Source organism: Caldibacillus debilis DSM 16016 (assembly GCF_000383875.1).
GTDB lineage: Bacteria > Bacillota > Bacilli > Bacillales > Caldibacillaceae > Caldibacillus > Caldibacillus debilis.
This window is the reverse complement of record NZ_KB912879.1, coordinates 239,978-264,402: the sequence shown is the minus strand read 5'-3', so window position 1 is coordinate 264,402 and position 24,425 is coordinate 239,978. Positions and strand designations below refer to the sequence as shown.

The window sequence follows — 24,425 nt, the reverse complement described above, 5'->3', positions numbered from 1 at the left end:
GCGAAAAACCCTTTTTTTTCCTGAAACCTTTCCGGGAAGATCCTTTGCGCGGCGGGGCCGGTTTTTCCCGGGGATCCCCGTGGAAAATGCCCTTTTCCCGGAGAGGCGGTGAAGGAACCGTTTTCCTTCCTTTTCCATAATATTTCACATGTTAAGATTTCAAGAAATGGCGGCGGAGCCCTTTAAAAAAAGTTATTTTTATGAAAAAATGAAATAGTAACGATTGTTTTAGTTATATTATGGGGAATTGGGGATGAAAAAAATGCCTCAGTCGAATGAAAGGAACGATTTGATCTACATCCTGGTCAACGCCAAGGACCAATACATCATTTCCAGCGGGATCGACTTCAAGGGGTTCATGGAATCGTTGGATAAGAAGCCATCGTATTTGCTCCTTTTAAAACATAAATTCGGGGAAAGCGAATACCATCTCCACACCCAGCTGGACTACGTGACCCAGGATCAAATCCGCCGACTTGAGGAGGAAGATATTAAAAATTACGGGGATTTTTGCTGGATCGACTTCGACGACCTTTTCACCATGGATTCGATCGAAGAGGAGGAGCTGGCGGAATTATTGTATTTGGGACACCGGAAAAGGCATTTGTCCCCGCCGTTTTATCAAAAATTGAACAATCGTTTTGTTTATTTGACGGAAATGGACGGCTGGATGAACAAGATTTATTTCCGCAGCTGGCAGGATTTTTACCAGATGTTCGGCAACGTGATCAGCAGGAAATTGAGCGCGTTGAAAATTGAACGGTCCTTCCTGCCTTTCCGGAAGAAGAATATGTTTCCTCCCGTCGACCGGGAAGTCATCCATCAGCTGACGAACGTCTTTTCCGAAGGAGGCGTATTTTCCCTGGGTCTGTTTCATTCGACAAGGCAAAGGATCGAGATCCCGTTTTGGACGTTAGGGGATTTTTACAACATGGACGAAATGATGGAACAGTATGATGTGAGACGGGAAGAAGAGCCTTCGGGAGTCCTGGTCTTTGACAAAAAAACGAGGCAATGGACGGTCAATTTTCCATCCGGGGGGAAGTCCCTTTTGCAAAAATAGCGTTTCGCCGGCGGGAGGCCGGGCGGCGGAATGGGACTATACAAGGCATGAAGTTTGAATTATTATAATAGGATAATAAAAATCAAGGAATGCACATGCATCAAAACTGGGGGATCCTGATGAAAAGAAAGTTATTTTTGTTATACGGCGGAAAGTCTGCTGAACATGAAGTTTCCATACGAACGGCCATGTCGGTCATTCAAGCGGTCGATTTCAACAAATATGAAGTTTTGCCCGTTTACATTACCGAAGAGGGGAAATGGATCAAAAGCGGCCCCCTCTTAGGGCCGGTGGAATCCGTCAAACAGCTGGAGATGAAAGGGAGAGAAGGGGAGCATTCGCTGATCAAAGTGGGATCGGATTTGTTCGATGTCGCCGGGCCTGCGGAAGGGGACGGGGAAGAAGAGGCCAATCACATCATTTTTCCCCTGCTGCACGGACCGAACGGGGAAGACGGCACCGTCCAAGGGCTTTTGGAAGTTTTGAACCTGCCTTATGTCGGCAACGGGGTGTTGGCATCGGCGGTAGGCATGGATAAAGTGCTCATGAAAAACCTGTTTCAACAGGCCGGCTTGAAACAGGTCCGCTACGTCCATTTTCTCAGAAAAGAATGGGAAAAGGACGAGGAAGGCTGCTACGGGAAAACGGAAAAGGAAATCGGCTATCCATGCTTTGTCAAACCGGCCAATCTCGGTTCCAGCGTCGGGATCAACAAATGCAAAAACAGGGAGGATCTCGTCAAGGCGTTTCACGAAGCCTTCCAATATGACCGGAAAATCATCGTGGAACAGGGGCTGAAGGCCAGAGAGATCGAAATCGGCCTCCTCGGCAATGAGGAACCCGAATGTTCGGTCGCCGGAGAAATTGTGCCGAAAAAGGAATTTTACGATTATCAGGCGAAATATGAAGATGGAGACACGGCACTGATCATCCCGGCCGACTTGCCGGAGGAAACGTATGAAACGATCAAGGCCATGGCCATCAAGGCATTTAAGGCCTTGGATTGCTCCGGTCTTGCCCGCGCGGATTTCTTCGTGACCGACGATTTGGAAGTCTACATCAACGAAATCAATACGATGCCCGGTTTTACGCCCGTCAGCATGTACCCGCTGCTCTGGAAGCATTCCGGACTCTCCTATGAACAATTGGTCGAGCGGCTGATCCAGCTCGGCCTGGAAAGATACCGGGAAAAACAAAAGATAAAATATACGTATAAGGACTGACTGTGAAGTCATCGGGGTTGGCATCTTCTCCGGCCCTTTTTTTCTACCCGTGCGGGTGCCTTATGAAAACCGCGTCGATCCTTTCGGTATATTGGGGTGGTAGGCTTGATAGAAAAGACAGTCGAACAGTTGTCGCGCATGATTCCCATCTCCAACGACATCTCCCGCATCGGCGATCGGCTGATCAAAGGGGTGTCCATCAACACGGCCACATTGCAAAAGGGGAACCTGTTCATTCCGCTTCAAGGGGAAAAACGGGACGGCCACGAATTTGTGGAAGCCGCCTTTGAAAAGGGGGCTTCCGCTTCGCTTTGGCAAAAGGACCGTCCCAATCCCCCGAAGCATTTGCCCCTTCTTTTTGTCGACGATACGTTGAAAGCGTTGCAAGAGCTGGCGAGAAAATATCGCGAAGAATTGTCCCTGAAGGTGGTGGCCGTCACCGGCAGCAACGGGAAAACGACCACGAAGGATATGATCGCCGAAATTTTGGCGGTCCAATACAAGGTGCAAAAAACGATCGGGAATTTGAACAACCACATCGGGCTGCCGCTGACCGTGCTGGAATTGAAGCCGGATACGGAAGTCGCCGTTTTGGAAATGGGCATGAACCATTTCGGCGAGATCGACTTTTTAACGCGCCTGGCGAAGCCGGACGTGGCGGTGATCACCAATATCGGCGACGCCCATTTGCAGGAGCTGGGCTCGAGGGAAGGGATCGCCAAGGCGAAATTCGAGATCGTCAACGGCTTGAAGGAAGGCGGCCTGTTGATCATTCCCGGGGAAGAGCCGCTGCTCGCCGAACGGGCCTTTGCCGAAAACCGCCATTACAGGGTGAAGACCTTCGGGAAAAGCCCGACGAATGATATTTATCCGACGTCCGTCGACCTGCATGGCAAGGGGACGATTTTTACCTTCTCCGGATGGGAAGAACCGGTCTATTTGCCCGTTCTCGGGGAATACAACGTTTATAACGCCCTTGCCGCAATCCTCGTCGGTTCCGAGTTCGGCGTGCCCTACTCCCGGCTGAATGTCGCCTTTTCCCAATTGAAGCTGTCCGATATGCGGCTGGAATTGCTTCCCGGAATCAACGGATCGATGATTTTAAACGACGCGTACAACGCGAATCCGACATCGATGAAGGCCGTGCTGGACCTCTTCGCCAAGCTGAAGGGCTATGAACGCAAAATCGTCGTCCTTGGCGATATGCTGGAACTGGGGCCGATGGAAGAGAAATTCCATTATGAAATCGGGGAATCGATCGACGCCAAGGAGATCGATCTTGTCTATACCTATGGAAGGCTGGGAAAATTCATCGCCGAGGGGGCGAAAAAACATTTCGGGGAGGAACGTGTCTTCAGCTTTACCGATAAACAGGCGCTGATCGATCATTTAAAAGCCAACCTGTTCGCCAACACCTTCGTTTTGATCAAGGCATCGAGGGGAATGAAGCTCGAGGAAGTGGCCAACGCCATCAGTGAAAAAACGGAATAGCCGAATTCCTTCCCGTTGCGGGGGATGGCCGGGAAGTCCGGAAAGGGATTTCGCTTTCGCAGGCGTCCCCCTTTTTGCTCCTTTGACCGGTTGCGAACAATCCCGGATGATGCCCGGTCCTCCACTTTTTCCGAAAAAAAGAGTTTTTCGAAGCTTGAAAATTGCGTAACCGGTCCGCCGGATGGTACAATGGAAAGACTTGCGGACGGCAATGTTTACCAACTTCCCATGGCCGGGCCGGGGGGATTCGGACAAAAGCATGCCGATGCCGCCTTCTTTTCTCAAAGTCCCCGATTCCGAGAACCGATTCGGGGAAAACGATGGGCGGCAGCGGGCGGGGCATTTGTTTATTGCCTTTTCTAAGGACATCTCCGGGCAAAAACCTGCCGCAGGCGGGAGGGCCGGACCACCCGACCGGAGGCGGGCGGTTTCGCTGGCGGCCGAAAGCGCCCGGAAAGGAAGGCACGACGGTCCCCGCAGGCCGTGGAAATATTTTCCGCACATCTCCGGGGTAAGACGTATAAACACGGGAAAAACTGTTTATAAGGATAAAAGCAATGAATAAAAAAGGAGAAGAAACGATTGGTAAAATTTCAAGATTTTCAGTTAAGTCCAAGCATTTTAAAATCCTTAAAAAGGATAGGATTTGAAGAAACGACGCCGATTCAAGAACAATCCCTCCCCTTCAGCCTGGCGGGGCGGGATATTATCGGCCAGGCGCAAACGGGAACGGGAAAAACGGCCGCCTTCGGAATCCCGATGGTGGAAAGAACGGATGCGCGGGTGAAAGCCCCCCAAGGCTTGGTCATCGCCCCGACCCGGGAGTTGGCCATTCAAGTATCGGAAGAACTGCATAAAATCGGCTACGACAAAAAGGTTCAAGTGTTGGCCGTATATGGCGGCCAGGACATCCAGCGGCAGATCCGGGCGCTGAAAAAACAGCCGGCGATCATCGTCGGAACGCCGGGGCGGTTGCTGGATCACATGAACCGGAAGACGGTCGACCTGTCACGGATCCGCATCGTCGTCCTCGACGAGGCGGATGAAATGCTGAATATGGGATTCATCGAGGATATTGAAGCCATTTTGGAAAAACTGCCTGCCGAAAGGCAGACCTTGCTGTTTTCCGCCACGATGCCGGAGCGGATCCGGCAGACGGCCCTCCGCTTCATGAAAAATCCCGAGTTCATCAAAATCCGTTCGAAGGAAATGACCGTCCCGCAAATCGACCAATATTTTGTCAAAGTGGAAGAAAAGGATAAATTCGATGCCCTCACCCGCTTTTTGGATTATCATTCCCCGGATCTGGCCATCGTTTTCGGCAGGACGAAACGGCGCGTCGACGAACTCTCGGAGGCCTTGTCCATCCGGGGGTATACGGCGGAAGGCATCCACGGCGATTTGAGCCAGGCGAAACGGCTTTCCGTCCTGCGGAAATTCAAGGAGGGGAACATCGACGTCCTTGTGGCGACGGATGTCGCCGCCCGGGGACTCGACATATCCGGCGTCACCCATGTGTACAATTTTGACATTCCCCAGGATCCGGAATCCTACGTGCACCGCATCGGCAGAACCGGGCGGGCGGGAAATTCCGGAATGGCCGTCACCTTTGTCGCGCCGAGGGAGATGGGCTATTTGCGGGAAGTGGAAAAAACGACGGGGAGAAGGATGAGAAGGATTGATGTTCCTTCCCTGAAGGAAGCGATCGAGGGCCAGCAGCGCCTGGCGATGGAAAAAATTCATGCGGCGATCTCAGAAAATGATCTGTCCCTGTACCGGGAAGCGGCGGAAGAGTTGCTTTCGGAAAGCGATCCGGTGGCGGTGGTGAGCGCCGCGTTAAAACTGTTGACGAAGGAGCCGGACAGGACGCCCGTCAAGCTTTCCTTCGAGCGGCCCCTTCCGGCAAAGCGGACGGCGAAAAATCGGAAAACTTCCGTCAAACAAAAAGAGGCGGTCAACGGGCAAAAATATTTCCGCAGGAAGACCGCCGGAAAAAGGTAGGCAAAGACGGGACCGAAAAGAGAGGATCCTATGCCCAAGGCATATCATCCTCTCTTTTTTCTTCATGAAACCGGCCGGGAAGATCCGCCTCCCGCCGCCAAAAAGGGTCCCGCCGGACCGGCCGCCCGGAGGAAATCAGGAATGGGCTGAACCATTCCGAAAAGGACCCGGCGGTTTATGCTCCGGCTGAAACGCCGCCGGGACGAAGGGGCGGGCGGTCATTTTCTCGCGGCCCAGCCGCAGACCATTCCCCAAAGGAAACCGAAAATATGGGTGTAGACATTCTCGTTTTCTTGAAAGGCTGTTATGATGAAAGAAAAGATCACCAATAACGCGGGAAGGGAAAGCCTGTGGAACCGTTCCTTCCGCCATCGTCCGGCAAAAACCGCCCCGGCCGTCCCGAAAACCGCCCCGCTCGCCCCGACGTGGATGTAGGTCAGCGGGGTGATGAAGAAACAGAAAAGATTGGCGATGATGCCGGAACTCAAGTAAACGAGCAGCAAATCCGAACGGCTCCGTTCGGCTTCCAAAAGGAGCCCGAACAGGAGAAAGGTCATGGAATTGGCGAATAAATGGGAGAAATCGGTATGGATCCACAGGGATGTCAAAAGCCGCCACCATTCTCCCTCCGCAATGTACAGATGGATGCAGGCGGTTTTTTCGAACAGGAGACGGTTGGGAAAGAAGGGCACGGTCAAAAGCAAATAGCAGACGGCCTGAAAGAGCAGGATGTGGACGGCGGCCGATGTTTTCAAGCTTTGCAGATTCAATATCGGTCTGGAAACGATCACGGACGATCCCTCGCCTGTTTGTTTTTTTGCGGCCAATGCATCGGGACGGACGCTGCCGGAACGGCCGGAAGGAAAGCCGATCCGCCCCGGAACAGGCCTCGGGGGGTTGCTCCGGCTTGAACGCCGCAAGGAGGAAGGGACGGGTTCCTGGAGGTCCGGACGAGGCGCATTTCGGATTTCGCCGGATTTTCCGGAAGCGTTCCCCTGCTTGCGGAGCGTTTCCGCCCCATGTTCGCCGGGAACATTGCCGCCGCCCGAAGGGATGGGTGCCGTCCCGGGAAAATGAAATTTCCCCGGATGGCTTCCGGCCGTCCTTCCTTTGCAAGACCAGGCCGGAAATTTATCTCGACGGGCGGGCCTTTTCCTTCCCGGAACCGGAGCGTAGGTGACGGGCATCACGGCCGCCGGAAAAAACTTGGACAATACATATCTATGCAAAATTCCATTGGTTAGAAGGTGGGTTTCATGATCGCAGGAATCGGCGTCGATATTGTGGAGACCGAACGGATCCGGGAAATCATGAAAAGAAAACCGAGATTTGCCGACCGGATCTTGACCGACAGGGAACAAAAGGATTTTCGGCGCCTGCCGGAATCCCGGAAAACCGAATATTTGGCCGGCCGATTCGCCGCCAAGGAGGCCTTTGCCAAGGCGCTGGGGACGGGGATCGGCAAAGATTTGTCCTTCCGGGACATCGAGATTCAAACGGATCCGGCAGGGAAGCCCTTTTTCGCGAAACCGAAGGAAAGGGGGGTGCATTTATCCATCTCCCACAGCAAAACTTGCGCCGTCGCCATGGTCGTGATCGAATCGCCATAGGATTTCCCGAAAGACGGCCCGGCGCGATTCTTTCCAACCCCAGGGAAAAATTTCTTCTGGCATAAATCGATTGGTTGTCTCATATATTCGAAGCAAGAAGAACGGACAACATCAGTGGGAAGGGAAGCCGGGGAGAAAGGCAACAGGATTTATTCCCTTTCCTTTTTAAGGACAATCGAAATGAGCCAAAGGGGTTGGAAAAATGAGAAGGATCGGGTTTTTGCTTTTCATCGGGTTGTTGGCATTTTTTCTGGCGGGATGCGGGGAAAAATCGAAGGATGAAGTGCTGGACAAATTGACCGAACAAGCGGAAAAGATCAAGGGGTATAAATACAACGCGAAAATGTCCCTTGCCCTCGGGACGGAAAAACAGGAGTACAACGTGGAAGTGTGGCATCAAAAACCGGAATATTACCGGGTGTACATGAAAAACGCCGCGCGGGACCAAAGCCAGATGATCCTGCGCAATAAAGACGGCGTATACGTCCTTACCCCTTCCATGAATAAAAGTTTTAAATTCCGGAGCGACTGGCCGAAAAACAGCAGCCAGCCCTATTTCTACGAATCGCTCATCAAAGATTTGTCGGAAGATCAGGACGCGAAATTCACCCAGTCGAAAGACTATTATGTTTTCGAAGGGAAAACCCGCTATCAATACAATAAGTCCTTGCCTTACCAGCAAGTCACCTTCCGGAAAAAGGATCTGTCTCCGGTCAGCGTCAAAGTGATGGACCAGGACCGGAAAGTGATGCTTACGGTGGAATTCACCGATATCAAATTCAACGCTCCCTTTGACGATAAGGCCTTCGATTTGAACCGGAACATGTCCAGCGCCCTTTTGGAAGTGCCGGCGGCAAAGGAAGAAGCCGACAGCAACTTCACCGTTAAAATTCCGATGGCGGAAATCCCCGGCGCGGAGCTGGTCGACGAAGAGGAAGTGATGACGGGGAACGGGAAGCGGGTCGTGATGACCTACGACGGGGAAAAGTCCTTCACCTTCATGCAGGAGAAGATCCATGTGAAGGAAACGGTTGCGATGCCGACGCTGGCCCTTGAAGGGGATCCGGTCGATTTGGGCTTCACCGTCGGCGTTTTAACGGATCATTCCCTCCTTTGGGCCGATGACGGGGTGGAATATATGATCGCCTCCAACGATCTGTCGAGGGAGGAAATGGTCATGCTCGCCAAGTCCGTCGATGCCGCTTCGGAAAAATGACGCTTTTCCCGAAAAGATCGGCTGTTTTTCTGGGAAGCCGGGGAAAGGGAGAAAGGGATTTTCCTTTCCCCCTTTTCTCGATTGAAGCCTGTCTCAGCCATTGGACACCCCGGCCCTGATGGTCGGGTTTTCCTTTTTCGGCAGGGGATCGTTCGCCGGCAGCGCGGTAAACGATTATTCTTCACAACCATTGCCGCAAAATGGACGCCTTGGCCGCACCCGGGGACGGCCCGCCCTTTTCCGGCAAAATCTTGCCGCAAATAACGGAACGTTTCTCTCTCGCGAACAGGGGGTTTTTTTCGGGGAAAACCGCGGAAAGCAGGTCGGGCCGGTTTTTCCGCGGGGAAGCTGCTTTTCGGAAAGGAAGATCCGGGGAGTCCGGCGGAAACCCGTCCATATGGCCGCATTCCCGCGGGAAAAGAAAACGACGTCGCTTGCCGGACCCGGTCGGGTTGCCGCATTCCCGCGTAGAGAAACCGCAGCCCAATTTTTCCGTACATCCGATCGGGGACGACCAAAGGGCAAGGAAAAGCGTCGATCAACCAAGCGGATCCGGCTGCCTTTACCCTGGTTTCCCATAGGGCAGCCGAATTTCCGACAAAACGTTTTCCGGACCTGCGGACTTATGGAGAAAACCTTATTCCAGTTTTGGGATACGGATTATCCGTGAAGAAGCGCTTTGGATTTTCATCCTGAAAGTACTTGCTCTACCCCAAATTTCAAGTGAGGATTTTCATTTTCTAACCAGACAGAGCCGCTCCCAATCCCCGCATCCTTCCACGACCCGCCGGATTGACGCTGCGGCGGACATGCATGTTTCCTTCTCCGGCCGCGGCGGCCGCCCTGCGCCGTCCGGAGCGGCTCTCCGCTTTATCGCCGTGAGCTTGTCCTTATCACGAAACGTGCAAAACGCGGTGATCACAAAACACATAGGAAATCCGAAGACCCTATGATAGAATGATCTTAATCAATGAAAAGGGAGGGCGAAACCGATGTCATTCGTGAACAAGCTCTTGGCAAGCGTCGGGATCGGCTCGGCGACAGTGGATACGAAAATTTTCCGGAGCGAGTTGGTTCCCGGCGAGAAAGTGGAGGGGATCGTGCAAATCCGAGGAGGGAATGTCGAGCAACAAATTGACAGCATTTATCTTTCTTTGTATACGACATATGAATTGAAAAAAGATGACCGGCGGGTAAGGGAACAAATCCAGATCGGCCGCTACCGGCTTACCCAATCCCTCGTCATCCGGCCGAATGAAGGAAAGGAAATTCCCTTTTCCTTTGAGCTGCCGCTCGACACCCCGCTTACCATCGGGAAAACGAAAGTGTGGGTGCGGACGGGGTTGGACATTAAAAATGCCGTCGATCCCGCTGACCGTGATTACATTTCCATTGTCCCGACGCCGTTGACCGGTGCAATTTTTCACTCATTGAGCCAATTAGGGTTCCGTTTGCGGAATGCCGATTGTGAACAGGCGAAAGGGATTTTCCGCAACCGCCTCCCTTTCATTCAGGAATTTGAATTTGTTCCCGTGCGCGGGCCGTTTCGGGGCAAACTTGACGAATTGGAGGTCGTCTTCTTTCCGAAACGCCAGGGAGTCGAAGTGTTGATGGAAGTGGACAGGAAAGCCCGAGGATTCGCCAGCTTATTGGCCGAGGCGCTGGAAATGGATGAAAGCCTGGTGAGATTTACGGTATCGGAACAGGATATTCCGAATTTGACCGAAATCATTGGCTCCGTTATATCCCGTTACAGTTAAACCGGATGAAGAACGTTGCATTAAAAAAGGGGCTGGCCCGTCTTCGCGGCTATGATAAAGAAAAATTCATCCGGTCCTTTTGCCGCAAATTCCGCGTTCAGAACGCATCCCGCCCCCTGCCGGCTTTATCGGCGCCCCAAACAGGTACCGCAATCACGAACCTCCCCGGGCCGGCAGGCCGGACGTTTCCTCGCCAAGGGATTTCAAAAGAACCGAACCCCAAAGAAGAATCGCTTTGCGAAATCGGGCAGGCTCCATCCAATTTCAAAAGAACCGAGCCCCAAAGAAGGCCGGTGCGTTGTTTGCGGGAAAGGGTTTGGTCTCCATTTCAAAAGACCGGGCCCCAAAGTAGGACCGCGTGCAAAGCGGCCATTCGTTTTCAGGCTGTCTTTCCATGCCGCATACGCGGGGTTTTCAGAAACGGACTGATTCGGATGAAGCGGATGATCACCCGGGCCTGAATCCTTTTGCGAATGGGCCCGTACGGAAAAATGCCCGCATCCCTTGACCCCCGGACTCTTGTGGAAAACCGTTTGACATTGGGAAAAATAAGGCACATAATTCAATATTATAAAAAGGAAATTTTAAGGAAGTGTAACGATGCATTATTACAGGGATACGTGGATGGAAATCCGATTGGATGCCATCTCGGAAAATGTCCGGAATATCCGCCGCCATTTGGCCGAAGGTACGGAACTCATGGCGGTCGTGAAGGCGGACGGATACGGCCACGGGGCGGAAGAGACGGCGGAGGCCGCCTTGGAGGCGGGCGCCAAGTGGATCGGTGTCGCCATGTTGGATGAGGCGCTTTTTTTGCGCAAACGGGGGATTGACGCCCCCATACTCGTCCTTGGCTATTGCCCGCCGCAGCACGCCCAAGTCGCCGCGGAAAACCGCATCTCCTTGACGGCCTTCCAGGAAGGGTGGCTGGAGGAGGCCGGGCGCCATTTGACCTCTCCTTTGAACATTCATGTCAAATGCGATACGGGAATGGGAAGATTGGGCGTCCGGACCCTCGACGAACTCGATTCGCTGCTTGCGGCGCTGAAAAAAAGCAAATGGATCCGCACCGAAGGGGTCTTTACCCATTTCGCCGCGGCGGATACCTTGGAAGGGGACTATTATCAAAAACAATTGGAAAAATTCCAGGCGTTTCTGTCCCGCTTTCCGGAGCGTCCCGAATGGATCCATGCGAGCAACAGCGCGGCGGCCCTTTTGCATCCCGAAGCCGCTTTTAACCTCGTCCGGACCGGCATCGTCATGTACGGCCTCTCCCCTTCGGAAGAAATCAAGCCGGCGCTCCCGTTTCCTTTAAAACCGGCCCTGTCTCTCCATTCCAGGCTCAGCCACGTCAAAAAGGCGGAAAAAGGGGCAAAAATCAGCTACGGCTGCACGTACACGGCGGAACAGGACGAGTGGATCGGCACCGTTCCGATCGGCTACGCGGACGGCTGGCTGAGGGACCTGCAAGGCCAGGAAGTGCTGGTCAACGGGAAGAGGGCCCCGATCGTCGGAAGGATCTGCATGGACCAATGCATGATCAGGCTGCCGGAAAGGGTGGAGCCGGGCACGCTGGTCACCCTCATCGGCAGGCAGGGGGACGAGGAAATTTCCGCCGATGAAATTGCCCGGAAGCGGAACACGATCAATTACGAGATCGTCAGCACCCTTTCCCAGCGGATTCCCCGGATTTACAAACAGGGAGAGAAAATCGTGAAGATCAAAAATGCCCTGTTTTCATGATGAAAAATTTTACAGTTCATGCATAAATTGTCCGTTTTTCAGCGGATAATAGGGTAGAAATTTTAAAAATTTCTTTTCTTGGCGGGAAAATAATGTTACGATTTAGTTGATTTCACTAACAGTTCGGATGCAGTCGTGGTGGAGGTGTGCTTTTGTGTCTGAGTCCAGAGAAATGCAGGAAGTCGTCATCAGCTTGCCGCAAAAATTAATGCTGGAAGTCGAAGGCATCATCCAACAGGAAGAGATCAACCAGGACGAATTTTTCCATCAAGCCGTCAAATGGTATCTGAGGGAACGGAAACAAAAGCAGATCCGCGAGTCGATGCGGCGGGGATATATGGAGATGGCGAAGATCAATTTGTCCATTGCTTCGGAAGCTTTCCAGGCGGAGGATGAGGCGGAAACCACGGTAGAGAAAATGGTAAGTGGAGGATGAACCTTTGATTGTAAGGCGAGGCGATGTTTATTTTGCTGACCTTTCCCCTGTGGTCGGCTCCGAGCAAGGGGGGGTGCGCCCGGTATTAGTCCTGCAAAATGATATAGGAAATCGCTTTAGCCCGACCGTGATCGTTGCAGCGATTACCGCGCAGATCCAAAAAGCGAAATTGCCCACCCATGTGGAAATCAGCGCCGAGAAATACGGGTTCGACAGGGATTCCGTCATATTGCTGGAACAGATCCGCACCATCGACAAGCAACGGCTCACCGACAAGATCACCCATCTGGATGATGAGATGATGGCCAAAGTGGACAGGGCGCTGCAAATCAGCCTGGGACTGATCGATTTTTGAAAGGAAACGCTCTTTTTGCCAAAAGAGCGTTTTTGTACATAAAGAAGATTCATTACATAAAAGAAAAACGCGTCCGGCCTTCCCCGGAGCCGGGCATTCCGCAGGGGAACGCGTTCTCCACCGGCACGTCTCTTTCCCGTTTCCCGCCTCCTTCCGCATGGCCTTTCTGAAGCGATGAAGCAGAACCCCGTCGGACTGTTTTTTCCTGCTTGCGGAACGGTCCGCCTGCCTCTCTGAAACCGACGAAGCCGATTCCCGTCTCATTGCTAAAAAACATCGGTTTTTCCTTCCGGAACGGGGACTTCTTTTGCCTTTTCGGTCCGTTCCTTTTACTTTTCCGGTTCTTCCTGTCCGTTTAAAGTCGGTCCTTTGTCAAATGTTGGGGCGGGGCCTGCGGCCATACCCCACATGGACCCCGATTTTTTTTACTTGCATGTAAGCAGTATCCTGGCCCTTGCCCGCTAAAGTTCCTGAATCCATACCGCATTGCGTTTGATCAGTTTCGTATGATTATTGATCCCTTCCAAAAAGCCATTCGTGCAGCCAAAAACAAAACGAGCTCCATATCCCAATTCCTGAATGTCCGGACACATCGTTGGAACGCTTCAATCCCCGACTGTTCTCAGCGTTTATAACACTCATGCAATTCTTTCTTGGTTTGAAGGATGCCTTCCGCCCCGTTGTCTTTCGCCCGTTTCAGCCAACGGCAAAAGGCCGCGGAAGTTCCAGATTTCGAATCGTTCGCAGCTTACTGACTTCTTTTAACACATTTTCGACGCCTGGTTTACCCGGATCAGCTTTAATTCCTGAAAAGAAAGAAGTCCCTCACCGCTGCTTGAGCCGTCCTGGTCTTCATCAAATAGTACGGCAAATCCTAAACGAGTTCCCCCTGATTTGTTCCCAACTTGCTGCATTTCGTTTGGAAGAAACGTAAAATGCTCAATTAACTCGTCCAGCTCCCCATTTCGCTTCACATGATCCCCTCCGAGAAAGGTTCCTAATATGGTTAAAAACCAGTATAGCTAAGTTCTATTTTATAGACAAAGATCGATGTTCCATTTACATAATGAATTTGAATTCCTGTGATAAATGGCAGTTATCTAGGACCGAATGAGATTAATCAAGCAGTCCCGACACCCAACAAGACTGAGTCATGATCATAAAGCTTCGGCATTATCGCACTGAGGCTTTTTAACATGTTGTCAAGGAGCCAAATGGCATAAAATCAATACACATAGCTGACTGACAGTTTTCATGTGGAGTTTAAAAATGTTGTTGACACGACACCATATGGTGTCCTATAATCAAACCGCCACCAAATGGTGTCCAATTAGGAGTTATTCATTTGGAAAGTTGGAACCTGTATCAGTTTCACTTGAATGAACAAAATACTTAGGAGGGGGTGTTATGAGCGAGAAGATCCAGTCGCGGGATGTGTTTGAGGCGATTGCGGATCCAACTAGGCGCCGACTGATTCGGCTGTTGGCAGAGGCAGAGGAGAAACCGCTTCATGAGTTAACGGCACAGTTTCAAATTGGCCGGACAGCGGTATCCAAGCATTTGAAAATCCTTAAAGAGGCCGGACTGGTACTTGACCGGAAAGTCGGCAGAGAAACGCGATTTAGGCTAAACGCCTCTCCACTCAAAGAAGTTCAAGATTGGGTGGCTTTCTACAGCAAGTTCTGGAGTACGAATTTGTTGCGCTTGAACCAACTATTAGAGGAGGAAGAAAGAATGAGTTTAACATTATCTTTGGATTTTCAATTCAACGCATCGATCGAGAAGGTTTGGAACGCATTAACAGATTCGGATACTCTTGCAAAATGGATAATGGAAAATAACTTTAAACCAATCGTAGGACATAAATTTCAATTCCGAACTGAGCCAAATGAATGGTGGGATGGAATTATTGAAGGTGAAGTGCTTATCGTGGACCCGCCAAACCGGTTGTCCTATACTTGGGAAAGCGCAGGGGAGAAGCACACGGTCACCTGGACGCTGCAGGATTTAGGGAACGGAAAGGTTAACCTTCATCTCGAACAAATCGGATTCTCAAATGCTAAAGGAGTCCAAGGCGCTAAGTATGGCTGGAGTCGATGGATCGGCGAGCTTGAAAAAGTGTTGGATCAATAACCGCATTTGGTACAAAATATCACCCTCCCCAATGCCAAATTAATGGGTACGATAATTGAACCCTGCTTGACCGAATCAACATAAACCGGCTGCATGTAGTTAGCAGCCGGTTATGTCTACGTCGGACAATCTGACAAGTTCTTGCCGTTTCGGGTCAAGATCGCACGAAGTGCATACGGATAGGGAAAACCGGATCCTTGGCCGAAGCCGGCCCGAATGGGCTTCAACACGATTTTCCGAATAACCGTTTTTTTGCCTTCGGGATCCCCCAAAGGCTTTGTCCGATTGCGCCGTTCCGTACCTCCCCCATTCTCCGCGTCCCGTATTCCTCCGTCCCCTTCCTGCGGCGTCTGAAAGTCTTCGCCTTCGAAAACTCTTCAGTCCTTCCTTCCGGTTTGTTAAAATGGAGACATCCACGGATGCCTTGCCTGCGTCCGGAAAAAGGCATGACGGGAGTGAATCGTTTGGTTCAGGTTTTCGAAAGAGATTCGGCCTATCTGGCGGTCGCCAAGGCGTTGAACCTTAAGGCCAGCCAGGTGAAAAGCGTCATCGAGCTGACGGAGGAAGGGAACACGATCCCTTTCATCGCCAGATACCGGAAGGAAAGGACCGGCGCTTTGGATGAAGTCGCCATCCGCGACATCCTGGAGCGCTGGAATTATCTTTTACATTTGGAAGAAAGAAAATCGGAAGTCCTGCGGCTCATCGGCGAACAGGGAAAGCTGACGGAGGAACTCGCCGCGCAAATCCGGGCGGCGTCCAAGCTCCAAGAGGTGGAAGATTTATACCGGCCCTATAAACAAAAACGGCGCACCAAGGCCGCCATCGCCAAGGAACGGGGGCTGGAGCCGCTGGCCCGCTGGATGCTTTCCTGTCCCGCGTCGGGGGATTTGCTCGAAGAGGCATCCCGGTACGTCCGTGAAGATTTGGAAGTAAACAGCGCGGAAGAGGCGGTCGGCGGCGCGAAGGACATCATCGCCGAATATGCCGCCGACCAGGCGGAAATCCGCAACTGGATCCGTTCGGAAACGATGAAGAACGGCGTGATCCAATCGGCCGTGAAAGACGAAAGCAAGGACGAAAAACGGGTATATGAAATGTATTACGATTATCAGGAGCCGGTGGCCAAAATTGTCCCCCACCGGGTGCTCGCCTTGAACCGCGGGGAAAAGGAAGGGGTTTTAAAGGTTTCGATCCGGCCGGATACGGAGAAGATCTTGGCCTATTTAAAACGGCGGTTCATAACCGATGAAAACTGTGTCTGCGCCAAAGAGCTGGAGGAGGCCTTGGAAGACGGGTACAGGCGTCTGATCCAGCCGTCCATCGAAAGGGAAGTGCGCAACGAATTGACGGAGAGGGCGGAAGAACAGGCGATCCATGTTTTTTCCGAAAACTTGCGGAAGCTGCTGCTTCAGCCGCCGTTGAAGGGGAAGATCGTCCTCGGCGTCGATCCCGCCTACCGGACCGGATGCAAATTGGCGGTCGTCGATGAAACGGGAAAATTGCTTCACGTGGACGTCATTTATCCCCACCCGCCGGCGGAAAAGCGGGAGGAAGCGAAAAGCAAAGTGCTTCTCCTTTTGAAGAAATACCGGGTGGATATCATCGCCATCGGAAACGGAACCGCGTCCAGGGAGACGGAACAATTTATCGGCGACGTTTTGCAGGAGGCGGATGAAAGAGTTTTTTACACCATCGTCAACGAAGCCGGGGCCAGCGTATATTCGGCTTCCGATTTGGCCAGGGAAGAATTCCCCGATTTGCAGGTGGAGGAAAGGAGCGCGGTGTCCATTGCCCGGAGGATCCAGGATCCCTTGGCCGAACTGGTGAAGATCGATCCGAAATCCGTCGGCGTCGGCCAATACCAGCACGATGTATCCGGCAAAAAATTGCAGGAATCTTTGCAATTTGTCGTCGAAACCGTCGTCAACCAGGTCGGGGTGAATGTGAACACCGCTTCCGTCTCCCTGTTGCAATACGTCTCGGGATTGTCCAAGGCCGTGGCGAAAAACATCGTGAAATACCGGGAAGAAAACGGCAAATTTCAAAACCGGGAAGAGTTGAAAAAGATCCCGAGGCTCGGCGCCAAAACCTACGAGCAGTGCATCGGCTTTTTGCGCATCCCCGACGGGGACGAGCCCCTGGATCGCACCGGCATCCACCCCGAAAATTATGCGAGCGCGAAAAAACTGCTGCGAACCTTGGGGCTCTCGGCGGCGGATCTGGGGACGGAAAAATTGGCTGAAAAACTGAAGGGGGCGGACGTCCGGAAAATCGCCGAAGAAATCGGCATCGGCGAATACACGTTAAAGGATATCCTGGATTCATTCATGCGTCCGGAACGGGATCCGCGGGACGATTTGCCGAAGCCGCTGTTGAGAAAGGACGTCCTTCGGCTCGAGGATTTGAAGCCGGGAATGGAATTGCAAGGAACGGTCCGCAACGTGGTGGACTTCGGCGCCTTTATCGATATCGGCGTGAAACAGGACGGGCTTGTGCATATCTCCAAGATGAGCAAAGGCTACATCAAACATCCCCTCGATGCCGTATCCGTCGGGGACATCGTGACCGTCTGGGTGGAGCAGGTGGATGTGCAAAAAGGACGGATCTCCTTGACGATGATTCCAAAATAAGCGGTAAAAAAGAACCGCCAAGCATCCGGTCCGGGAATTTCCCCGGCGCCCGAAGGAGGGTTTTTGCGCCCTTTGGAATCGAAGGGGACCGAAGGCTCCTTCACCGGCGGATCCCTTTTTCCTTTCGCGAAAACAAACATGGATCTTTTCTTCTGATTCGGCCGCTGGCCAACGCCTTCTTCATCCTGCGCCAGCTTCCCTTTTCTGTTGAAAAGGGACGGGCCGATGGGCCTTGCGGCTTCCGGACGGATGGGAAGGCTGAAACACGGCGAAAGAAAGGAGAGGCAAAACCGTTCAAGGGGTTTTATGGGGATGGAGAGACAAGACAAAGAATTCGAATGCTTCATGGAAGAAAATGTTTCCGCTCCGATGGACGACGAGCGGCTGCAACGGCTGACGGAAGAGATTTCCCTCAAGTTTTTCTCACGCCCCTTTCTCCACCGGGCGACGTTTAATCCCAGGCTGCGGACGACCGGGGGCAGGTATCTTTTGGCAAGCGGAAATATCGAGATCAACAAAAAATATTTTGATGCCCATGGCATGCCGGAGTTAATCGGCATCATTAAACATGAGCTTTGCCATTATCATCTTCATCAAACGGGGAAAGGTTTTCGCCATAAGGACAAAGACTTCAAGCGGCTGATCGAAAAAGTGGGGGCCCCGCGGTATTGCACACCGCTGCCGGGGCAGGGCGCCGCGGGAAAACCGGAAAAAATCCATCTTTACCGGTGCAGTCGGTGCGGGGCTTTGTACCGGAGAAAACGGAGGATCAATACCGAAAAATTCGTTTGCGGAAGATGCCTGGGGAAACTGGTGGCCTACCGGACGTGAGCGGCCGTCCACGGCGGGGAGACCGATCTGTCCGGCAGCCGGAAATGATGACGAATCAGGGGGGAGCCACGTGTTAAAATTTGAAAATTATCCTTATGAGCGGCCGAAGATGGCCGAGATAAACGACCAGTTCGACGGTTTGTTGAAAAATTTTGTCAATGCCTCCTCCTTGGAGGCGGCCAAGGCGGCCTTGCAGGAAATCAACCGGCTGCGGAGCCGGCTGTCCACCCTGGAAAATCTCGTGTACATCCGTTCGACCGTCGATGTCAGCGATCCTTTTTACCAAAAGGAGCGGGAATTTTTTGACGCGGTCATGCCGGAGTTCGAGGAACGGGTGACCAGGTTTTACAGGGCGTTGGCGGATTCGGCCTACCGGAAGGAACTGGAGAAGGAGTTCGGCAGCCAACTGTTTAAGCTTGCGGAATACAAAATCAAGTCTTTTTCTGAGGAAGTTATTCCCCTTTTGCAAGAGGAAAACAAGCTGACGACGGAATACGAAAAATTGGGGGCTTCCGCGCAAATCAAGTTCCGCGGGAAGACATGGACCCTGTCCCAGCTCGATTTCTTCCTGCAGGATCCCGACAGGGACACCCGCAAGGAGGCCGCGGCTCTAAAATACGGTTTTTTTGCCGACCATGCGGAAACGTATAATGAGATTTTCGACAAGCTCGTCAAGCTGCGGAATGAACGGGCGGTGAAACTCGGCTATAAAAACTTTGTGGAACTGGGCTATCTGCTCATGAACCGCATCGATTACGACGCCCGCATGGTTGGAGCATTCCGGAAGCAAGTGCGGGAACATATCGTTCCCGTGGCTGCGGAAATTTACAAAAGGCAGCGGGAACGGATCGGCGTGGATGCCTTGAAATTTTACGATGAAAGTTTTTATTTCCGAAGCGGAAACGCCAAACCGAAGGGTCCGACGGAATGGATGATTGAAAACGGGAAAACCATGTACCGCGGGTTGGCAAAAGAAACGGAAGAATTTTTCCAATTTATGCTTGATCGGAATTTAATGGATTTGGAATCGAAACCGAACAAAGCGCCGGGCGGCTATTGCACCTATCTGGAAGATTATCAGTCACCGTTCATTTTTGCCAATTTTAACGGCACCGCAGGAGACGTGAACGTGTTGACCCACGAATTCGGCCACGCCTTTCAAGTCTATTGCAGCCGGGATTTTTCCGTGCCCGAGTATTTCCATCCGACCCACGAATCGGCGGAGATTTCCTCGATGAGCATGGAATTTTTCACCTGGCCGTGGATGCACCTGTTCTTCGGGGAAGATGCCCTGAAATATCAATACAGCCATTTGACCGACGCCCTGACCTTCATTCCCTACGGAGCGGCGGTGGATGAATTTCAGCATTTGGTTTACGCGAATCCGGATTGGACGCCGCAGGAGCGGAATCAGGCCTGGCGGCAATTGGAACACATCTACCTCCCGCACCGGGATTATGACGGAAACGAATATTTGGAAGGAGGGGGATATTGGCACCGGCAGCTCCATATTTTTGAGGATCCCTTTTACTATATCGATTACACCCTCGCCCAAATCTGCGCCTTCCAATTTTGGAAACGGGACCGGGAGGATCATGAAGGGGCTTGGCAGGATTATGTGCGCCTTTGCCGGCTGGGCGGTTCCCGATCCTTTTTGAACCTGGCAAAAGCGGCGAATCTTCGTTCTCCCTTTGAAAAGGGGACCGTTTCCTCCGTGATCGCGCCGATCAAGGAGTGGCTGGAGCAGGTGGACGACAAAGCGCTGTAAAGCCGGCGGGCATTCCCTCTTGCGGGAAGAACCGGGTGCAGGGGGGATTGCCTTCCCCTTCGTGCGGGAAGGGAAGGGGAGGCGGGGAACGGGACATCCCCCGGGCGTTTCCCTTCCGCCCCGCTCCCGCATCCGGAGCGGTTTCAAAGTTTGCAAAACATCGCCGGAGGAACGCCCGAACGGGAGCGGAAGGGAGGGAAAAAATTTGGCCAAAAATTTGGGGAAGTGTATTGACAAGATATGATGCATTATCTATAATTTTAAGAGTCTGAACGATTTCGATGGCCCGTTGGTCAAGTGGTTAAGACACCGCCCTTTCACGGCGGTAACACGGGTTCGAATCCCGTACGGGTCATTCTCTGTTGGGCCATAGCCAAGCGGTAAGGCAACGGACTTTGACTCCGTGATGCGCTGGTTCGAATCCAGCTGGCCCAGTTATTGTTCAAAATTTCTCCTTGTACAATTTGTTGTTTTTGCTGTAAAATAAAAAATGCATCCATAACGATGAAGCGGTCGTGGCGGAATGGCAGACGCGCTAGGTTGAGGGCCTAGTGGTGGCAACACCGTGGAGGTTCAAGTCCTCTCGGCCGCATATTGGAAAAGCTATTTTCCAATAATATTTTCCCACATGCGCCCGTAGCTCAACTGGATAGAGCGTCTGACTACGGATCAGAAGGTTAGGGGTTCGATTCCTCTCGGGCGCGCTTCTTATGCAAACCGGCTTTCAGCCGCGGTTTGAACTTCGGGAAGTAGCTCAGCTTGGCAGAGCACCACGTTCGGGACGTGGGGGTCGCAGGTTCAAATCCTGTCTTCCCGACTCCTTTTTCATATATCGCCCTTTTTTGCGGGGAACGGGCGATCCTCCGTCGGAAAGCTGTGCGTTGCCTCGACGCATCCGGCTCCCCGGAAACGGCTGGCAGAGGAAGAGGCATTCCAAACCGATACCTGTGTTATGGACTATGCCTGATACGCGGGTGTAGTTTAGTGGTAAAACCACAGCCACGAGCGACGCTCCGCTGAAAAGGCTGCGAGTTGCCTCGACGCACCCAGCTCCCCGGAAACGGCTAGCAGTGGAAGAGGCATTCCAAACCGGTACTTGTGTTATAGACTATGCCTGAAATGCGGGTGTAGTTTAGTGGTAAAACCACAGCCTTCCAAGCTGTTGTCGTGGGTTCGATTCCCATCACCCGCTCTATTTTTATGTCTGCCAAACGTCAAAAAGAAAAACGCGAAAACAACGAAGATGAGAACGAAGAAGATCTCATCTTTTTTTATTTGTTCCATTCGCCGGGCGTTTCGTCAGGCCCCGGCAGGCCAAGGGATTCCGCCTTCCCGGTTCGCCATGGAAAAACCTCCGGAACAAGGTGACCGGCAAGACGAGGGAAGCCCCGTGTCCCATGCGGTACCCCGCCCCGATGAAAAGGGAAGAACATTGATCTTCTCCGATAGTTTCGCTACATTAGATGGAGAAAGGAATTTTCGGGTGACGACGATGGAAAAATATGAAATCCTCATCAATTATTTGGAAGAAACCCTGCAGCTCGCAGAACGGCTGAGCCGGCATCTTAAACCGGGGGACGTGCTTTGTCTCGAAGGGGATTTGGGGGCGGGAAAGACGTCCTTTACGAAGGGAATTGCCAAAGGATTGGGCGTCGAAGAGACGGTCAAAAGCCCCACCTTTACGATCATCCGGGAATACGAGGGAAAGGAATTTCCTTTGTATCACATGGATGTTTACCGTTTGAAGGATTCCCGGGAAGATTTGGGGTTTGACGAATACTTTCACGGGGACGGTGTCACCGTCGTCGAATGGGCCCATTTGATCGAAGACCAGCTTCCCGATCAATACTTGGCCATCCGCTTTTTTATTGCCGGCGAAAACAGGCGGAGGCTGTTTTTTGAACCGCGCGGCGAGCGGTACAAATCATTATGCAAGGAGTTTTTCCATGAATATTTTGGCCATTGACACATCCACGGAAATCATGGGCATAGGATTAATCAACGGGGAAAAAGTGCTCGGGGAATACGTGACGAATATTAAACGGACCCATTCGGTCCGGGTCTTGGCCGCCGTTCGGGAACTTTTGGACGACTGCCGGGTGACTTTGCCGGAAATCAACAAGGTCGTCGTAACCAGCGGCCCGGGTTCCTACACCGGACTCCGGATCGGAATCACCATCGCCAAAACCCTGGCCTGGACCATGAATATTCCCCTGTCGGGCGTTTCCACCCTGCAAGTCATGGCGGCATCCGGGGGGAAAAACTTCGGCGGCTTCATTGCCCCGGTCATTGATGCCCGCCGGGGGAATATCTATTCCGGCCTGTATCGGTGGAACGCTGCGGGAAAACCGGAACCCGTCCTGGAAGACCGGCATGTTTCGGCGAAAGAATGGGCGGAACGTTTAAGCCGTTATTCGGAACAGATCTTGTTTTTAGGTTATGATGCCACAAAACATGAACAAACCTTTGCGGAAGTTTTGGGCGAAAGGGCGCTGTTCGGCAGCTTGACCGATCACCTGATCCGGCCCGCGGAATTGGCCCGGCTCGGAATGGAAGCCCCCGCCGCCGACGTCCATTCGTTTACGCCGAGCTATTTGCGCCTGGCGGAAGCGGAAGCCAAATGGCGGGAAAAAAACGGATAACGGCAGGTTATATCGTATGGAGACGGCACTGACCTTCAGGCAGTTAACCGTGGCGGACGTGGATGAGATTTTAAAAATTGAAAACGTGTCCTTTTCGCTGCCGTGGACGCGGGAAGCGTTCATCCGGGAACTGACGATGAATCCCTATGCCCTTTACACCGGGGCATGCCTCGACGGCAACTTGGTCGGCTATTGCGGCATCTGGATCATCATGGACGAGGCCCATATCACCAATATCGCCGTTCTTCCGGAATTCCGCGGCAGAAAGATCGGAGAAAAATTGCTGCGGCATGTGATGGACACGGCAAAACGGAGGGGGGCGAAAACCGTTACCTTGGAAGTGAGAATTTCCAATACGGTCGCCCAAAACCTGTATAAAAAATTGGGGTTTGTTTACGGCGGCATCCGCAAAGGATACTATACGGACAATTATGAAGACGCAATCGTCATGTGGGTGAGGATATGAAACAGGACCAATTCATTTTAGGCATCGAAACAAGCTGTGACGAAACGGCCGCCGCCGTCGTGAAGAACGGAAAAATCGTCTTGTCCAATGTGGTCGCCTCGCAAATCGAAAGCCATAAGCGTTTCGGCGGGGTGGTGCCGGAGATCGCTTCCAGGCATCATGTGGAGCAGATTACCCTCGTGATCGAAGCGGCGATGGAACAAGCCGGGATCGGTTTCCGTGACTTGACGGCGATTGCGGTCACAAAAGGGCCGGGGCTGGTCGGAGCCTTATTGATCGGCATCGAGGCGGCGAAAACGTTGGCCTTCGCCCATCGGCTTCCCCTCGTTCCGGTTCATCACATCGCCGGGCATATTTATGCCAACCGGCTGGAACGGGAAATGGAATTCCCCTTGATCGCCCTCGTCGTCTCGGGAGGCCACACGGAACTCATTTACATGAAGGAACATGGGAGTTTCCGGCTGATCGGGGAAACGAGGGATGATGCGGCGGGAGAAGCCTTTGATAAGGTTGCCCGCACCCTCAATCTTCCCTATCCGGGGGGGCCGCAGATCGACCGTCTCGCCCGCGAAGGGAAGCCGGTGATCGATCTTCCCCGCGCCTGGCTGGAAAAGGATTCCTACGACTTCAGTTTCAGCGGTTTAAAATCGGCGGTGATCTATGCCCTTCGGGACGCGGAAGAGCGGGGAGAGACGATCGACCCGAAGGATCTTGCCGCAAGCTTCCAAGCGAGCGTCGTAGAGGTGCTGGCGGAAAAAACGGTCCGGGCGGCGAAGGAGTTTCAGGCCAAACAGGTGCTGGTGGCCGGGGGAGTCGCGGCCAACCGGGGATTGCGGGAAAAAATGGCGGAAGCGATGAAATCTCTTCCCGGCGTACCCTTGGTCATCCCCTCCCTGGAATTATGCACCGACAACGCCGCCATGATCGCCGCATGCGGCAGTGTTTTATTTGAAAAAGGGGTGCGCGCCGATTTGACGCTGAATGCCGATCCGTCCTACGGCCTTGTGGAGTCTTCAGGATGAACCTCTTTTTGCCAAAGCGGGCCGGCGACGGT

General features: G+C 52.6%; 21 protein-coding genes, 6 tRNA genes and 1 pseudogene. 25 read left to right on the top strand and 3 right to left on the bottom strand.

The genetic code is table 11. The features are described from left to right. Positions 1-253: 253 nt before the first annotated feature. From A3EQ_RS0101830 to A3EQ_RS0101805, 4 genes are all read left to right on the top strand, one after another. Entirely contained in the window at positions 254-1,063 is an 810-nt protein-coding gene (locus tag A3EQ_RS0101830) for a hypothetical protein (protein WP_020153476.1), read from the top strand. A gap of 119 nt (positions 1,064-1,182) precedes the next feature. Then, positions 1,183-2,286: a D-alanine--D-alanine ligase gene (locus A3EQ_RS0101825; RefSeq protein WP_026499662.1), complete on the top strand. Its 1,104-nt coding sequence runs from the start codon at positions 1,183-1,185 to the stop codon at positions 2,284-2,286. A 105-nt stretch (positions 2,287-2,391) separates the two neighbouring features. Next, positions 2,392-3,777, top strand: coding sequence for a UDP-N-acetylmuramoyl-tripeptide--D-alanyl-D-alanine ligase (locus tag A3EQ_RS0101820; RefSeq protein ID WP_026499661.1), 1,386 nt, complete (start codon positions 2,392-2,394; stop codon positions 3,775-3,777). A 582-nt stretch (positions 3,778-4,359) separates the two neighbouring features. Continuing rightward, complete coding sequence (locus tag A3EQ_RS0101805; protein WP_020153471.1) at positions 4,360-5,778, top strand: DEAD/DEAH box helicase; 1,419 nt, start codon at positions 4,360-4,362, stop codon at positions 5,776-5,778. A gap of 218 nt (positions 5,779-5,996) precedes the next feature. On the opposite strand, the gene A3EQ_RS22690 is transcribed toward A3EQ_RS0101805, so the two are convergent. Further along, entirely contained in the window at positions 5,997-6,569 is a 573-nt protein-coding gene (locus A3EQ_RS22690; protein ID WP_169382632.1) for a rhomboid family intramembrane serine protease, read from the bottom strand. A 465-nt stretch (positions 6,570-7,034) separates the two neighbouring features. Between A3EQ_RS22690 and acpS the strand changes: the two genes are divergently transcribed. From acpS to A3EQ_RS0101745, 6 genes are all read left to right on the top strand, one after another. Continuing rightward, on the top strand, positions 7,035-7,388 hold the full coding sequence (acpS, locus tag A3EQ_RS0101790) for a holo-ACP synthase (RefSeq protein ID WP_020153468.1): 354 nt from the start codon (positions 7,035-7,037) through the stop codon (positions 7,386-7,388). A 202-nt stretch (positions 7,389-7,590) separates the two neighbouring features. Then, entirely contained in the window at positions 7,591-8,604 is a 1,014-nt protein-coding gene (locus A3EQ_RS0101785; protein ID WP_020153467.1) for a LolA family protein, read from the top strand. A 992-nt stretch (positions 8,605-9,596) separates the two neighbouring features. Further along, on the top strand, positions 9,597-10,364 hold the full coding sequence (locus A3EQ_RS0101765; protein ID WP_020153463.1) for a sporulation protein: 768 nt from the start codon (positions 9,597-9,599) through the stop codon (positions 10,362-10,364). A 600-nt stretch (positions 10,365-10,964) separates the two neighbouring features. Further along, on the top strand, positions 10,965-12,107 hold the full coding sequence (gene alr / locus A3EQ_RS0101755) for an alanine racemase (protein WP_020153461.1): 1,143 nt from the start codon (positions 10,965-10,967) through the stop codon (positions 12,105-12,107). 154 nt (positions 12,108-12,261) lie between these two features. After that, positions 12,262-12,543 carry a hypothetical protein gene (locus A3EQ_RS0101750; RefSeq protein WP_026499659.1) on the top strand — a complete coding sequence of 94 codons (282 nt, stop codon included), beginning with the start codon at positions 12,262-12,264 and terminating at the stop codon, positions 12,541-12,543. Between the two features lie 4 nt (positions 12,544-12,547). Next, positions 12,548-12,898, top strand: coding sequence for a type II toxin-antitoxin system PemK/MazF family toxin (locus A3EQ_RS0101745; RefSeq protein ID WP_026499658.1), 351 nt, complete (start codon positions 12,548-12,550; stop codon positions 12,896-12,898). Positions 12,899-13,359: 461 nt separating this feature from the next. Here A3EQ_RS0101745 and A3EQ_RS23190 read toward each other — a convergent pair whose 3' ends face one another. Then, on the bottom strand, positions 13,360-13,491 hold the full coding sequence (locus A3EQ_RS23190; RefSeq protein ID WP_154652793.1) for a transposase: 132 nt from the start codon (positions 13,489-13,491) through the stop codon (positions 13,360-13,362). Between the two features lie 168 nt (positions 13,492-13,659). Further along, entirely contained in the window at positions 13,660-13,872 is a 213-nt protein-coding gene (locus A3EQ_RS22370) for a hypothetical protein (protein ID WP_020153457.1), read from the bottom strand. A gap of 433 nt (positions 13,873-14,305) precedes the next feature. Here A3EQ_RS22370 and A3EQ_RS22860 point away from each other — a divergent pair. From A3EQ_RS22860 to tsaD, 15 genes and pseudogenes are all read left to right on the top strand, one after another. Next, positions 14,306-14,629 (top strand): annotated as a pseudogene (locus A3EQ_RS22860) (ArsR/SmtB family transcription factor); the annotation flags it as partial. 3 nt (positions 14,630-14,632) lie between these two features. Beyond that, positions 14,633-15,031 (top strand): SRPBCC family protein, encoded by a 399-nt coding sequence (locus A3EQ_RS22855; RefSeq protein WP_026499695.1) that lies wholly within the window; start codon positions 14,633-14,635, stop codon positions 15,029-15,031. Between the two features lie 446 nt (positions 15,032-15,477). Then, the gene (locus A3EQ_RS0101720; RefSeq protein WP_154652792.1) at positions 15,478-17,664 is read left to right on the top strand and encodes a Tex family protein; all 2,187 of its coding nucleotides are present in this window, start codon (positions 15,478-15,480) and stop codon (positions 17,662-17,664) included. Positions 17,665-18,033: 369 nt separating this feature from the next. Then, positions 18,034-18,495 (top strand): SprT family protein, encoded by a 462-nt coding sequence (locus A3EQ_RS0101710; protein ID WP_026499656.1) that lies wholly within the window; start codon positions 18,034-18,036, stop codon positions 18,493-18,495. A 70-nt stretch (positions 18,496-18,565) separates the two neighbouring features. Continuing rightward, on the top strand, positions 18,566-20,263 hold the full coding sequence (locus A3EQ_RS0101705; RefSeq protein ID WP_020153452.1) for a M3 family oligoendopeptidase: 1,698 nt from the start codon (positions 18,566-18,568) through the stop codon (positions 20,261-20,263). A 283-nt stretch (positions 20,264-20,546) separates the two neighbouring features. Then, positions 20,547-20,618 (top strand) — tRNA-Glu (locus A3EQ_RS0101695). 8 nt (positions 20,619-20,626) lie between these two features. Further along, positions 20,627-20,698, top strand: a tRNA-Gln gene (locus A3EQ_RS0101690). Between the two features lie 74 nt (positions 20,699-20,772). Then, positions 20,773-20,855 (top strand) — tRNA-Leu (locus A3EQ_RS0101685). A gap of 38 nt (positions 20,856-20,893) precedes the next feature. Then, positions 20,894-20,967 (top strand) — tRNA-Arg (locus tag A3EQ_RS0101680). A 39-nt stretch (positions 20,968-21,006) separates the two neighbouring features. Continuing rightward, a tRNA-Pro gene (locus A3EQ_RS0101675) sits at positions 21,007-21,080 on the top strand. 304 nt (positions 21,081-21,384) lie between these two features. Next, positions 21,385-21,455 (top strand) — tRNA-Gly (locus A3EQ_RS0101670). A gap of 300 nt (positions 21,456-21,755) precedes the next feature. Beyond that, complete coding sequence (gene tsaE / locus A3EQ_RS0101660; RefSeq protein WP_026499655.1) at positions 21,756-22,229, top strand: tRNA (adenosine(37)-N6)-threonylcarbamoyltransferase complex ATPase subunit type 1 TsaE; 474 nt, start codon at positions 21,756-21,758, stop codon at positions 22,227-22,229. Further along, on the top strand, positions 22,210-22,905 hold the full coding sequence (gene tsaB, locus A3EQ_RS0101655; RefSeq protein ID WP_020153449.1) for a tRNA (adenosine(37)-N6)-threonylcarbamoyltransferase complex dimerization subunit type 1 TsaB: 696 nt from the start codon (positions 22,210-22,212) through the stop codon (positions 22,903-22,905). The genes tsaE and tsaB overlap by 20 nt, the downstream gene beginning before the upstream one ends. Positions 22,906-22,921: 16 nt before the next feature. Next, a complete protein-coding gene (rimI, locus tag A3EQ_RS0101650; RefSeq protein ID WP_020153448.1) occupies positions 22,922-23,371 on the top strand; it encodes a ribosomal protein S18-alanine N-acetyltransferase in 450 nt (149 codons plus the stop codon). Beyond that, positions 23,368-24,393 carry a tRNA (adenosine(37)-N6)-threonylcarbamoyltransferase complex transferase subunit TsaD gene (tsaD, locus tag A3EQ_RS0101645; RefSeq protein ID WP_020153447.1) on the top strand — a complete coding sequence of 342 codons (1,026 nt, stop codon included), beginning with the start codon at positions 23,368-23,370 and terminating at the stop codon, positions 24,391-24,393. Before rimI ends, tsaD begins: the two co-directional genes overlap by 4 nt. The last annotated feature ends 32 nt before the right edge of the window (positions 24,394-24,425 follow it).

Bases quoted from the DNA above. Each gene is read 5' to 3' on its own strand.
- A3EQ_RS0101830 (WP_020153476.1), top strand. From the start codon at position 254: ATGAAAAAAATGCCTCAGTCGAATGAAAGGAACGATTTGATCTACATC.
- A3EQ_RS0101825 (WP_026499662.1), top strand. From the start codon at position 1,183: ATGAAAAGAAAGTTATTTTTGTTATACGGCGGAAAGTCTGCTGAACAT.
- acpS (WP_020153468.1), top strand. From the start codon at position 7,035: ATGATCGCAGGAATCGGCGTCGATATTGTGGAGACCGAACGGATCCGG.
- A3EQ_RS0101785 (WP_020153467.1), top strand. From the start codon at position 7,591: ATGAGAAGGATCGGGTTTTTGCTTTTCATCGGGTTGTTGGCATTTTTT.
- A3EQ_RS0101765 (WP_020153463.1), top strand. From the start codon at position 9,597: ATGTCATTCGTGAACAAGCTCTTGGCAAGCGTCGGGATCGGCTCGGCG.
- alr (WP_020153461.1), top strand. From the start codon at position 10,965: ATGCATTATTACAGGGATACGTGGATGGAAATCCGATTGGATGCCATC.
- A3EQ_RS23190 (WP_154652793.1), bottom strand. From the start codon at position 13,491: ATGTGTCCGGACATTCAGGAATTGGGATATGGAGCTCGTTTTGTTTTT.
- A3EQ_RS22855 (WP_026499695.1), top strand. From the start codon at position 14,633: ATGAGTTTAACATTATCTTTGGATTTTCAATTCAACGCATCGATCGAG.
- A3EQ_RS0101720 (WP_154652792.1), top strand. From the start codon at position 15,478: ATGACGGGAGTGAATCGTTTGGTTCAGGTTTTCGAAAGAGATTCGGCC.
- A3EQ_RS0101710 (WP_026499656.1), top strand. From the start codon at position 18,034: ATGGACGACGAGCGGCTGCAACGGCTGACGGAAGAGATTTCCCTCAAG.
- tsaE (WP_026499655.1), top strand. From the start codon at position 21,756: ATGGAAAAATATGAAATCCTCATCAATTATTTGGAAGAAACCCTGCAG.
- tsaB (WP_020153449.1), top strand. From the start codon at position 22,210: ATGAATATTTTGGCCATTGACACATCCACGGAAATCATGGGCATAGGA.
- rimI (WP_020153448.1), top strand. From the start codon at position 22,922: ATGGAGACGGCACTGACCTTCAGGCAGTTAACCGTGGCGGACGTGGAT.
- tsaD (WP_020153447.1), top strand. From the start codon at position 23,368: ATGAAACAGGACCAATTCATTTTAGGCATCGAAACAAGCTGTGACGAA.